Origin of the sequence: Pseudobacteriovorax antillogorgiicola (genome assembly GCF_900177345.1) — a bacterium.
Classification (GTDB): domain Bacteria; phylum Bdellovibrionota_B; class Oligoflexia; order Oligoflexales; family Oligoflexaceae; genus Pseudobacteriovorax; species Pseudobacteriovorax antillogorgiicola.
Genome location: NZ_FWZT01000006.1, coordinates 78,364 through 90,702, shown reverse-complemented (window position 1 = coordinate 90,702; position 12,339 = coordinate 78,364). Strand labels below are relative to the sequence as shown.

Sequence of the window (12,339 nt, the reverse complement as noted above, 5' to 3'; positions counted from 1 at the left end):
AAAAGGAGTGACTGGTGGTCACTCCTATAAAGGAACTTGGTATGAGAACTTGAATCAAGGTTTGTGCCTTGTAAAGTATTTATTCAATGGGCGAAGTACACACATCCATCAAAAGAGGGTCAGCTGTGATACAGTCAGGAGTCGCGAGGTGATCTCCTAATACTGGTGGTGTATAGCTAACACCATTTTTGAAAACATCCAAAGCCCGACCAGCAAGGGCATTGAATTCCTGCCGCGTAATCGATCCTGAATTTTGCAGGATACTCACCCATGCAGACTTGAATGGCTCGGTATTGAGTATGGTGAGCATAGTATTCTCATCAACTCCTAGCTCCGCCATGACCGTGCTTCGGAACAGATTGTTATTGTAGTAGCGGAATGATGCATTGATCGGATCAGCTTCAGCTGGTTGAATTCCAAGTGTTTGTAAGGCTCTAAAGTATGCCTGGTTATCACGGTCCATTTCAGATCGTAACTCGTCTTCGGTAGCATAGAGGTTGAATACTTTTTCCTTTTCAATATCTGTGAAATCCTGAGATATGGCAACAAAGTCACGAATGTCATCCTTTTTAAACAGTAGTCCGTTTCCGTGGCAACTCATGCAAGACAAGCCGTTGGTAATCGATTGGAAGAATTGCAATGGGCCGTCTGGTTGGCGAACAATATTGGTCGGGCCTTTATCGATACTCGCACCATTTGCAACGGATAGGTAGTAACCGAACAAGCCGTTTGGCAGCTGGAATATGATCTCTCCACCATCATGATCAAATGTTTTCTCTTCAAAGCCACTGCCTACAGGTCCCAGCGGGAAGTTGAAAATATTCTGTTCGCCTTCGTTATTGTCAGCGAAATCGTAGCTGATCCAGAAGGGGAGGTTGGTGTTTGCTGAAACGTGCCGTTCGATGATACGGTTTTGACTAGAAACCCCAGAATTTCTGAAACCAGAGCGAATCACCTGATCGTTATTGATGTTCTGAAGAAGGTTGACGCCAAGTTGAGCTTCCAGTTCTTGCTGGGTATTCGGTAGATTGAGAAGCTCTTTATACAGAATCGGCAGCGTTGAGGTTGCGTTAAACCAATCGAGGCGCACCACATAATTTGCACTTTCCATCTCATCACGAAGGAAGCGATCATCATCTTCTAGTCGCGCTAAATCAGGATCATTGCCTAACTGTTGGAAGGCCACTGAGAAGGGATAAAAGTTATTCATCACGTTTTCATAGCGACTTACATCCATAGCTAGGTCACGTAAATCAACCCGAAAGATCAAGCCGTCAGGATCTATGGGTTCAGGCTGAACTAGGATAGACGATCGCGATAGGGAGTTGATTGTCTTGGCTAAAGCAAGTTTCATCTCATTTTTTGCGTCACTATTCATACCAGAGTTGTTAGCCACTTGGAGTGAAAAATAACGGGTTGTCGGTCGATCAGATGTCGCTACGTTGACCTCTAAATCTCGCCGAATAAGCTTGAGGTGATCTGAGTCTGAGAGAGGCTCAACTTCATCCACATTGATTTGGTTGATCCAATCAATCAGCAACTGCCGATCGTCGGCTGCAATTTCTCCACTTGGAGGCATATTTCCCTGTGGAGCTAGCCGCGTCACAATCAAAGAGCCTTCACCGTTACCTGGAATGATGTAGCGACCGCTTGCGATCATCGCATCGACATCTAGGATGGTTCCAAAGCCACCATCGGCTCTCTCTAGGTTATGACAAGAAGCACAGTTATCCTCTAAAATTGCTAGTGCTTCGAATCTTAGTCCGCTATTGGAGCCGCCGCTACCGCCGCCACCAACGCCGTTGCTGTTTTGAGAGCTAATTACATTGCTGCCACTCCTTGTTGGTACTGGTGCTGGCTTGGTACATGAGAAATTCAAGACCAAACTCATGAGGATCAACATTTGAATCCCCATCTTGATGACAATCACATTAAGTGTAGTTTTCATTACCGTCCCCTCGGCTTTTAACATGGCATTCGCTGATGAAGTATCGAGCCGTGTTTGTTTTCGATAAGAGCCTATTCGACAGACTTAAAACTGCACTTTAGAAATATTTTTATCTAACTGATTATACAGTGCAAAAATACCATTCAAATTGCTTAGATGCCCATAAACTGCACTTCTACTATAAGTGCATATATAGAAGTCAAAAATTACTTATAGACCAGAAATATCTAATTAAAACAAATTATTAAATAATTAACTCAAGTGCAGATTCAAATGTGTCGATGAGTACTTGAAACCGGGAGAACATAGGCCAGTTTAGGGGACCAATTATGAAACGATTTCAGTATATTATAATGTTTATAGGCATCGGGCTGTTGGGCTGCGAACAAGCACAGCAGCCCGATGATCGACGATCAACAGAGGTGGCTAGCAACGACACAGGAAGCAGTGGCAACGGTGGAGGAGGGCAAAACACCAGCGATGATGTTGTTGCTGGCAGCCTTAAGGATCAATCGCTCGCGATTCTTGAGGCGAGTTGTTCATCCTGTCACAACCCAGAAACAGCGGAAGGTGGATTCGGCGGCGTTCTCAACGTAGAGGCCATGATAGAAAGCGGCCGAATCATTCCAGGCAATGGCGAAGCCTCGCCACTTATTCGAAAACTAGCGCCGATTGGCAACATGCCTCCTTCAGGTGCCCTGGATTTAAGTGACCGAGACATTCTTGTCGCGTGGATCGACCAGATCGCAGTGAGTGGCTTTAAGTTTCTCAGTGACGCTGATCACATTCGTGAAATTCGAAGTGATATGCAGCTGGTTCCCACAGCCCAAAGACCAACGACCCGCTACTTCTCCATGCAGGTGCCTAACAATACCGGAATGGACGAACAGGTTCGATCTGTTATGGGCCAAGCTCTAGCCAAAACAATCAACTCATTATCGCGAGCTGCTGCGTTGGTGATTCCAGTGCCAGTGGGTGCCGATGGACTCATTTATCGGGTCAATCTACAGGATCTAGCTATTGACCCCAACACCTTCGATGACGTGATTCGAGACTTCTACCCCTTTGCAAGAGCATATCTGCCTTTTGGCAACGATCCTATCTTACAAAGACTCAGTGATGATCATCAATTTCTAGTGAATGAGGCGGAAACAGAAAACTACGTGATTCGTGCAGACTGGTTTGTCGCGACGGCCACACTTCCCATCCTGTATCAGCAATTGCTTAATCTGCCTAACACATTGCAAGGTTTAGAAACGCAGTTGGGGGTCAGTCGCCAACAAAATATCTTAAACGACCAAATACTCCGCGCCGGTTTTAAAAATTCTGGAGTGACGATTCAAAATCGCGTGATTGAGCGTCACGCATCGGGTTTAACCAATCTTCCTTACTGGATCAGCTACGATTTTGCATCCAACGATGTTGCCAATCAAAATGTGTTCAACTTCCCGATTGGTCCTGTGGGCAGTGGCTTTAATAACAAAGCCTTCGATCATGACGCTGGTGAAGTGATCTTCCAGTTACCAAACGGTCTTTTGGGGTTCTATCTTGCTCAAGCTAATGGAGCAAATATCGACAAATCGTCGGTGAGTATTGCTCAGCAGGCCAACGGCCCAGCACAGTTTATCCAAAGCGTTGTCAATGGAGTGGCCTGTATGTCTTGCCATCATCAAGGGTTGATATTTAAGAGTGATGAGATTCGTGGATTTGCTGGTATCTCACAAGACTTCTCTGATGCTGAGAAAGAAAAGATCTTTAATATCTACGCTAGTGATCAGCAACTGCAAAGCCAGATCGACGCTGATAATTTGAAGTACCAAACAGCGCTGACCACACTCGGTATGAACCCTAGTGACCCCGACCCTGTGACCACTTTTTACCAGTTCTATAATCGTAAGCTCAAACGCAGCGAAGTGATTGCTGAGTTGGGAGTTGATGAAATCACTTTCAATACAGTGCTCGCTTCAGAGCCGTTCAAATCTGCTTGGGTCAGTCTGTATCAACCTGCCGGTGAAATCTCTAGGGAAGAGTTTAACTTCCTCGCAACCAGTGCTACCAATGTATTTAGAAGCGCCGTGAGCGCAGCGCCACCGATTTTAGGTGATCACTTGGTGACTGCCGAGTGTATGGTAGCCAATGCCACACAGATGGATATTTGTACAAGTGATGTTGTTCCCTAAAGTTAGGGAACATTGGTTTCGCATGTCGTGTCTCACACCGGAGTAACCTTGCTTTCCAAGGTTACTCCCACTTAACTAGCTAATCGACGGAGAAGTATTGCCATGAAGGCTGTTGTTTCGGGACTCCTTTTGACCATGCTCTTACCCGCTTGCTACCGGGACCCCTTGCCGCAGAAACCGCGGAGCCAGGTGAGCCTAGATGCGAGCGAGAGTGATAGCCCAAACATCGCCCAGCCAGGATCTGGATTGGCCCTTTACCAATCTCAGTGTCAAAGCTGCCATGAAGCGCTGGAGGAATCAGAACTCACCGGCAAGCAGCTGGATGATATCGCTAACGCTGGAGCGCTAGTTTTCCACATAGGTGTGAAACCCTGGCCACAAGGCTCAGAAGCTGAACGCTTGGTCGCGGTTCTAAATCTATCAGAGGCAGTTGATGAAAGCCGTGGTTCTGCCACCGATGGAGTTGCTTACTACAGCACCCATTGCCAAACTTGCCACCAACCTATCGAAAATTCCACCTTAAGATCTCCTGATCCTTTGCGTATCGCGGGTGTCATTGAATATGAAATTCACCAACGTGTTGGTACTTGGCCTAACGTTGAAGAGATTTACAATATCGTTGCTGCCCTTAAGACTTACCAAAACCCCGATTAGTAGATCACTGTTCATTCATCAAGTATTCCACTTCAAAATCGACTTCCATCCTGCGTAGCGCTATCGCTTCGGTAGCGCTCGTCTCCTATGTCGTAAAGATAAAAAAGAGGAAGGGCAGCTGGTACCAGCTGCCCTCAGGAAAGGGGTCTAAAACAATGAGGGTCGTTCGATGAGACATTTAAACATAAAATCTTCAAAGTCGGGGTTTGACCAAGAAGACAAGGGGTCAAAGAAACTGGTAGGGGCTGTCGCGGAATGCAAGGGGCTCTTATCCCAAGGAACACTCACAAGAGCCCCTTGACTTGCGCTCGAACCATCCACCAGGGATAGATAACTGATCTCTAGTTAGGGTGCTGTTGGTTTCTTTAGCACCATCGCCTTTGATAATATACTATTCGGCTCATATGTTTCTGCACTTTAGATAGATATGTATACCATTGATATTACGTTAATATATGTCATATTAATTAAATTATATAAGCTATAAGTGCACTCATGTATTTTTGTATGTACCGGTATTTATAAGGGATCTTAAGCGAGATGCACTTTGCTGGGATGCCAACTCCCATTAGGAGTGCAAGCAAGTTAAAATGATATTGAAAGGAAAGGTTTCAATTGGCTGTTATCAATGAACAAAGGGGTGACTCCTTGAGTTCAGATATAATTTTGCCGATATGTATTTACGAGTTCAGACTTTAGAGTGAGTGACTTAACATGGCAAATCAGTATCGACGAAATATGCAGGCGGTGGTCGACAGGGTCTCAGTTCTTAACTTTCTATCCTATCGAGAGTACCTCAATTTATTGTTTAAATCCCTGAAGAAGGATGTACCAGGAGTCACCCATAAGGACTTTTCTGAACTCCTTGGCTTCTCGAAAACCAATAATACTATACGCTTAGTTATAACCGGTCACAGAATCCTAACGAAAGTTGCCGCTTCTACGATATGTAAGGCCATAGGGATCAAAGGACTGGAGAGACGCTACTTGCTACTGCTAGTAGACTTCAATAATGAACGCGTCCCCAAAAAGCGGGAAGAAACATTCAATCACCTGATTAAACTCAAGAAAGAAAGCGATCCACAAGCTCTGAATGAAAAGCAGATTCAGTACTTTGGAGAGTGGTATCACCCGATCATTCGCGAAATGATGGATCTGGAAGATCTCGATACAAGTCCTGAGGGAATTCAGCAAGCCTTGCGCTTTCCTTTGCGTCTGGATGAGATCAAGAAAAGCTTGCAGCTCCTTGAAGACCTTGGAGTTATCAAGTTCGATGCTGAACTTGAGCGCTATATAAGAGCAGGAGACGTTATTGAAACTGGAGATGTGGTGGACTCTTTGGCCATCACCCAGTATCACCAAAAAATGATCGAAATGGGTAAGGACTCGATCACAAGAATTCACGAATCTGTACGCACCATTAATGCTGTTACTGTAAGTATACCAGTTGAAGCCGTTCCCCTCATCAATCAGAAAATGAGTCAATTCTTGGACGAAGTCCTGAATATTGAATCGGAGATGAATGAACATACCGATGTTTTTCAAATCAATGTTCAAGTTTTTCCATTCACCAAGGCTGAAAAGGACTGAGTATGAGCTTGCTTAAAAGTTTAACCTGGGGGCTCGGGGGGCTGATCCTCTGCGCATCTTGGGGCTGCGGAACCCGAGTAGGGAACCCCATGCAGTCAGGATCACAAGGCGGCACAGGCGGCGGTGGTGGTGAAACTCCAGCAAAGCCTCTCGTACCAACACCACCGACACTATCCTTGTCGTTTGGTAACTTATTGGATGGCTTTCTTGAAGACGTTCTCGCTTTACAGCGTAACGGTGGTAAAAGGAATAAGGATCGTGGTGATCGCGACAAAGAAAATGATAAGAATGTTAACGATAAGAATCGTATCGAGTCACAGATCCGGGATATTCAAGAGATTGCCCAAAGTATTGACCAACTACTTGAGACTTATCAGATCACTGACTTTGGTACCTTTCAAGGGCAAGGTGTTGATAAGAAGCAGAAACTTAAAGTGAGTGATTTGGGAGAAGGTAAGTACGAAGCCGTTGTTTGCGAAGGCGATAAATTCATAACCCGAATAGCCTGGAACGAAAAGGCAGATGATATTATGATTTCAGCATCCAATATCACCTTGTATGATCAAATTTTTGAAGTTGTAGATATTAAGTATACCGTTCAGTTTGAACTGGAGTCCCTTGATTTTGTCCTCGCGGATACAGTTGCAGAGCAGTTTCAAAATGCAGATGGGGAGCTTGAAGAAACAGATCAGCACATTGAGGCTGTCGTTGTCCGCGAGCTTTCAAGTACGCAAACCCTTCTTCAATCAGTGGAAGGCTTCACGACGGACTCTCCGATCGAGGGTATTGAATATGTAACCGGGGTGTTAGTTCCAGGTGATCGCAGCCAAAGTGTTTATGTGTCTTACGATGAAAATTGCAACGGTTCATTTAATGAGGCAAATCCGGCTGGTAGTTGGTGCTACTCTGGTAATATTTTCGATGAAGAGAAGGCTATTAACAATGCTGAAGCTCAGGCACAATGGGAAGTCATCAAGGGTCTTGGAATCCTTAGCAAAGACAAGCTAGTGATTCCTGAAGCTTTCACTAAATCAGATCAATGTAGTTTCTAGTATGGAGAGCTTAGTCCCGCCTTTCAGCGGGATTAAGCTTAAACAGAAACCATTACAAGGTATGCTGTGTAAGCAACAAAGCACGACAAAAATAGAGTCCCTTCAATCCTATTGATTCTGCCTTGCCCTCGAAAACCGAATGCAAAAACAAAAAGAGCGAGGCTTAACCCAACCATGACTGACACATCTCGATAGAGTACGACGGTACTAATATCGATCTCGGCAATACTTGCGGATATTCCAACAACGGCCAGGGTATTAAATAAGTTTGAACCAAGGACATTCCCAAGAGCTAAATCAGGTTCCCCTTTTAACGCAGCGGTCACAGACGATGCTAACTCTGGAAGGGACGTTCCAATCGCCACAACTGTTAGCCCGATAACCAGCTCATCAAGCCCCCAGATTTGGGCAATTCCAACAGCGCCATAGACCATCATCCGGGAGCTTATCAGAAGAAAGATAAGCCCGCCCAAGAGAAACAGAAGCGCTTTACCGAGGGGGAGGGGAGAATCGCCCAAGTCTTGATTCACCTCCTGCCCAAGCTCATCCTGGGGGCTAGACTTACTTGTTTTGACCGTCCAAATCATCAACACGATGAAAGCTGCCAGAAGAATAATGCCGTCTACTCGGCTTAATTTAAAATCTATTATCAATGCGATGGATAAGGCTGTGATGCCAAGGAGTATCGGAATCTCTTTTCGAACAATCGAGGAGTGAACCGCAATGGGAGATATCAAGGCAGTGACTCCCAATATCAAAGCTATATTGGCAATATTAGAGCCATAGGCATTGCCCAATGCTAAGGCCGGCTTACCATCGAGGGCAGACATAAAAGAGATGAGGATTTCCGGGGCCGAGGTGCCGAAGCCAATGATGAGCATCCCAATGAGCAGTGGCGACATTTTATAATGTCTCGCTACATTTGCTGCTCCTAAAACAAATTTATCGGCGCTGAAAATTAATACGACCAGACCAAGCAGAAGAGCGATAACAAGAGTAAGCATAGGTGCTCCGAGATTCTACGAAGTGATAAGCATTGATAATCTAAGCCTCTGTTGCTTCATACACAATTATACTTTCGCAGATCAGAATAAAAAAAATCTTTTTTTGACTTGCTATTTGATTTTTACTTGAGATAGCATTGGCGATGTCAACAAAGGAGCCGAAAGTGGTGCAGTTAGCCAATTTTAAAACTTATATCCAGAGCACTCTAAGTGCATTTGGCTCCTTTTATTTTGTAGGCTTTTTCTATTTTAGCTACTTCAGATAGCTAGGGAAGAGTCGTTTTTTCGATAAAATCAAAGCCCTAGCAGATCGCTAGGGCTTTTTTGTTGGATTGAGCCTAGCGAATAGGGCGAGAAAGGAAAGTCATGTCCAGCTCGCATCAGATTTCAGCTATTCGCCAGCAGCTCGATCACATTGATCATGATCTCACGAAGCAATTGATTGCCCGTTTCCAGTCGATTCAGTCCATTCTTCATGCCAAGCAAGGCCTAGACTGGCCAGCGAGGGACCATGGGCGGGAAGCCCAGATTCTCCAAGGCATACAAGCCCTGGCTGAGCAAGAAAATGTGGATCCATCACCCATTGTTCGCCTTTTCAAAACCATCATGCAAGAGTCAGTGAAGCTGCAAAAAAAGGCCAGAGGCCACGCCCCATCTCCCCAGACCCTCCCTCCAAGTCTCTCAGAAGCATTAGAAAAAAAGTCGTATAAGCTAGCTAGTCGTCTAAACCACATTGAAGATAGCCTTGTTAGTGTTAACGAGGTGGTCATTGGCGGCGATCATAGAACTGTTATTGCTGGTCCTTGCGCGGTTGAGTCTGAGGGGCAAATCATGGAATGTGCTGCCCAGGCTAAGCAACAGGGCGCCCACATTCTAAGAGGAGGCTGCTTTAAACCCCGAAGTTCTCCCTATAGTTTCCAGGGGATGGGGGTCGAAGGCCTAAAATTGCTAGAGAATGCAGGCAAGGAATACGGCCTGCCAGTGGTTACCGAGGTTATGGCCATCGATCAGGTTGAAGTCGTCGCCAAGCACAGCGACTTGCTTCAGGTTGGTGCTAGGAACATGCAGAATTTCGATCTCCTACGAGCTTTGGGTAAGGCGGGCAAGCCGGTGGTGCTAAAACGAGGTTTGATGGCAACCATTGACGAATGGCTTTCATCTGCTGAATACGTGATGGCCCACGGTAATCGGGATGTTATTCTTTGCGAGCGAGGCATTCGAAGTTTCGATCAAAGTACGCGCAATACCCTTGATATTTCAGCAGTGCCCGTTGTCAAGGAGCGATCTCACCTGCCAGTTATTGTGGATCCCTCACATGCTGCTGGCAAATGGCAATATATCTTGGACCTATCAAGAGCATCGTTTGCGGTAGGTGCACATGGGATCATGATCGAAATTCATCCGAAGCCCGAAGAAGCCTTGAGCGATGGCCCTCAATCACTTAAGTTTGATCGTTTTGAAGCGCTCATGCTAGCGGTAAGTCCGTGGCTTTAGGGTAGTCATTCTTCCACAAGAACGAGGAGAGTAGGCCAAAGCCTCTCCTCGTTCTGGAGTCCTAATCTAGGTAGCAGCCACCGTCATTGACTGAAGCAGCCACCTCTCCTGTAAGATGATTGAATATTTTTCCATACTCATTGTCACCTGGATAATGATAGAGATATTCGTAAATATTGCCATTTTTGGTATTTACAAATTTGATGGTGTTTAAAACTCCATCCCAACTGATCAAACGTGAGAAGTTTTCTTCAAAGCTTAAGCTATCGTCGAATTCGTTGTAGGTGTTTAGCGTTGTTTTGATTCTGGCTTTGCGGTCATCAGATAGGCCAGCCAAGGTTGTAACTGAAGCGTCGTCGCGCAACCAACCCCACTTGATTAGTTCTGCAGCTTTATCTGCATCCTTTACGATCATAACTTCAGGCAGGGCTGAAACGTATTTATACCAAGACTTGTTGGCCATAAAATCCCAGCTATCCTCAAACAGCTCAGAACAAACGTCGTCATTTTTTATTGGAGTTTCTTTAGTCTGTTTGCAAAGAAGTGGTGCAGTTGTTCCAAAGTGATCATCAACACCTGACATGATAAGATAAGCTTTGAACTCTTGACCTAGATCAGAAGCATCGCTGAAATGAGGAACGATGAAGTCGAAGTCACCCCAAGATCGACCGCTGGAGCCAAGCTTATCATCAAGGTTAAACTTCATGTGATCTATGTATTTCCGTGGCTTATAGGAACTGTAGTTTTGAACCGCCGTCTCAGCTCCATCAAACCTAGCCCAAGACTCGGATGATGTATCTCCCACCATTTTTAGATCGACAAGGGTTTCGTAGCTGAGTGTGTAGTTATTTTTTGCGTTAAGTTTAATTGTTCCCTCAATGTTGACATCAACATGCATATAGCCAGGTGTGAAGCTCTCCGGCGTTCGGCAACTAAACTCTAGTTCGCTAGCGTTGGCATGATTGGCAACAGCGCCAAGCACGAGTAGGCTAAAAACCTTGTTTACCATTCGATCTCCTTATGTCCCAAAATTTGTGCAAACCCTCCTTATAAAAACAGAGTGATTACCTATCAATCAAAAACACGCGACCACTTCCAAAGAGGTGATCACAACGACTAACTAAATGTGTTCATGGTGATTATTTCGATATTTAAGTATCTATATATATTGATATTTTAAACTAATCTCAACTACAGGCCCCGGACATTATCAGGAATCCAACCATCTTCGTAGAACCGGACCCCATCCTCGGAGATAGTAAAATTGTTCCAAAAGACTACGTTTGTGTAGTTCCCCGCTCCGTCCAGGCACTGCTGATCACTAGAAACATAGTTGCTGCCCCTAGTAATCCCGATTAACTTCCAGCCCTCTAGAGTATTGATTAACATAGGTCCACCTGAATCACCGCGGCAAGCAGTGTTTAGAATCTCTACCGACGGATCGGCAGACACTGGGCTTTGATAAAAAATCTTTCCTTGTTGAAGCAAGTTTTCCATACTTTCAATACGATCGATCCTAGTGAAAGCTTGGCGAAGTTGACCATCGCTATTGCTGACAATAGTCTTGTCCTCGGGAGACCAAGTATCTCCAAAGCCAGCTATCAGAATGTTAGAAGGACCTTTTTGTGGGCAACGATATGCTAGCTGTGACTCTTCACGAACGCTACAGTTCTGAAGAGCCTCCTCTAGATCTTCATGATCGGCAATATCAATGGGCTCCGCCTGGGGATGGTTTCCATCAATCTCGATATAGGCGATATCAAAGTCAAGGGGTTCAACGTAGGGTGCATTGAACGCTTCATGCCTGGTAAACCTACCTTCCCAAAAAACAGGTTCGTCGAGCAAGCCTTTACCAAAACTGAGGGTGACCTGAGTTCCCGGCGAGTAGCTTTCCTCCTCAACGCAGTGGGCCGCGGTAAGAGCAATCTCGGGTGCAATAAGCACGGCTGAACAATAAGGGATGGCATTAATCTCGGCACGCTCAACCATGGCAAGACTTGCCCGCGAGACAGGAGTCCAAGTGCGCACGACATGTTCAGGGGACGACACAATCTGGAGTTCGCTTTCATGGGGTAGTTGAGAGCACGATAGCGTCAGCCAGAACGTAAGAAAGGTAGGGTATTTCACTTGAATATTTCTCCTTATAGGTTGATCCATGCCTATAGCAGTGCAACGGAAGACTTTCAAGGCTCCGCAGTTGTGAAGCTTAGCTATAGATTCTTTCAACAAGGCAAGGTTTCGGTGTACTTCATTATTTTTGAAGGCTCAAAAACCTGTGAAAGAGCCCATAGATGCCGAACCACAATTGGAATCAATTGGTATAACTCACAGAAATTATACATATTTTTTGTAGCAGTCAAAATGTAGCAAAGAACACCTTAATGTCAACACCTAAGCCTCCGAACTGACTAGTGCTC

Annotated in this window: 9 protein-coding genes; 5 read left to right on the top strand and 4 right to left on the bottom strand. The window is 45.3% G+C overall.

Annotated elements, in window-relative coordinates; all coding sequences use genetic code 11:
- Positions 1–79: 79 nt before the first annotated feature.
- Positions 80–1,948, bottom strand: a complete 1,869-nt coding sequence (locus B9N89_RS09745) for a hypothetical protein (protein ID WP_132317979.1) — start codon at positions 1,946–1,948, stop codon at positions 80–82.
- A 329-nt stretch (positions 1,949–2,277) separates the two neighbouring features.
- Here B9N89_RS09745 and B9N89_RS09740 point away from each other — a divergent pair, with 329 nt between their 5' ends.
- The 4 genes from B9N89_RS09740 (at position 2,278) to B9N89_RS09725 (ending at position 7,424) form a co-directional block, all read left to right on the top strand.
- On the top strand, positions 2,278–4,128 hold the full coding sequence (locus B9N89_RS09740; protein ID WP_132317981.1) for a hypothetical protein: 1,851 nt from the start codon (positions 2,278–2,280) through the stop codon (positions 4,126–4,128).
- Between the two features lie 102 nt (positions 4,129–4,230).
- Positions 4,231–4,782, top strand: coding sequence for a cytochrome c (locus B9N89_RS09735; protein WP_132317983.1), 552 nt, complete (start codon positions 4,231–4,233; stop codon positions 4,780–4,782).
- A gap of 714 nt (positions 4,783–5,496) precedes the next feature.
- A complete protein-coding gene (locus B9N89_RS09730; protein ID WP_132317984.1) occupies positions 5,497–6,372 on the top strand; it encodes a TIGR02147 family protein in 876 nt (291 codons plus the stop codon).
- Positions 6,373–6,374: 2 nt separating this feature from the next.
- Positions 6,375–7,424, top strand: a complete 1,050-nt coding sequence (locus B9N89_RS09725) for a hypothetical protein (RefSeq protein WP_132317986.1) — start codon at positions 6,375–6,377, stop codon at positions 7,422–7,424.
- Positions 7,425–7,462: 38 nt separating this feature from the next.
- Here B9N89_RS09725 and B9N89_RS09720 read toward each other — a convergent pair whose 3' ends face one another.
- Positions 7,463–8,428 carry a calcium/sodium antiporter gene (locus B9N89_RS09720; RefSeq protein WP_132317988.1) on the bottom strand — a complete coding sequence of 322 codons (966 nt, stop codon included), beginning with the start codon at positions 8,426–8,428 and terminating at the stop codon, positions 7,463–7,465.
- Between the two features lie 366 nt (positions 8,429–8,794).
- On the opposite strand from B9N89_RS09720, the gene B9N89_RS09715 reads away from it, so the two are divergent.
- Positions 8,795–9,922: a bifunctional 3-deoxy-7-phosphoheptulonate synthase/chorismate mutase gene (locus tag B9N89_RS09715; RefSeq protein WP_132317990.1), complete on the top strand. Its 1,128-nt coding sequence runs from the start codon at positions 8,795–8,797 to the stop codon at positions 9,920–9,922.
- Between the two features lie 61 nt (positions 9,923–9,983).
- On the opposite strand, the gene B9N89_RS09710 is transcribed toward B9N89_RS09715, so the two are convergent.
- Together B9N89_RS09710 and B9N89_RS09705 are read right to left on the bottom strand one after the other, a co-directional pair.
- Complete coding sequence (locus tag B9N89_RS09710; RefSeq protein ID WP_132317992.1) at positions 9,984–10,931, bottom strand: hypothetical protein; 948 nt, start codon at positions 10,929–10,931, stop codon at positions 9,984–9,986.
- Between the two features lie 182 nt (positions 10,932–11,113).
- Positions 11,114–12,049, bottom strand: coding sequence for a trypsin-like serine protease (locus B9N89_RS09705; RefSeq protein ID WP_159455274.1), 936 nt, complete (start codon positions 12,047–12,049; stop codon positions 11,114–11,116).
- Positions 12,050–12,339 lie beyond the last annotated feature (290 nt).

Excerpts from the sequence above, each read along its gene's own strand:
- B9N89_RS09745 (WP_132317979.1), bottom strand. The coding sequence starts at position 1,948 with ATGAAAACTACACTTAATGTGATTGTCATCAAGATGGGGATTCAAATG.
- B9N89_RS09740 (WP_132317981.1), top strand. The coding sequence starts at position 2,278 with ATGAAACGATTTCAGTATATTATAATGTTTATAGGCATCGGGCTGTTG.
- B9N89_RS09735 (WP_132317983.1), top strand. The coding sequence starts at position 4,231 with ATGAAGGCTGTTGTTTCGGGACTCCTTTTGACCATGCTCTTACCCGCT.
- B9N89_RS09730 (WP_132317984.1), top strand. The coding sequence starts at position 5,497 with ATGGCAAATCAGTATCGACGAAATATGCAGGCGGTGGTCGACAGGGTC.
- B9N89_RS09725 (WP_132317986.1), top strand. The coding sequence starts at position 6,375 with ATGAGCTTGCTTAAAAGTTTAACCTGGGGGCTCGGGGGGCTGATCCTC.
- B9N89_RS09720 (WP_132317988.1), bottom strand. The coding sequence starts at position 8,428 with ATGCTTACTCTTGTTATCGCTCTTCTGCTTGGTCTGGTCGTATTAATT.
- B9N89_RS09715 (WP_132317990.1), top strand. The coding sequence starts at position 8,795 with ATGTCCAGCTCGCATCAGATTTCAGCTATTCGCCAGCAGCTCGATCAC.
- B9N89_RS09710 (WP_132317992.1), bottom strand. The coding sequence starts at position 10,931 with ATGGTAAACAAGGTTTTTAGCCTACTCGTGCTTGGCGCTGTTGCCAAT.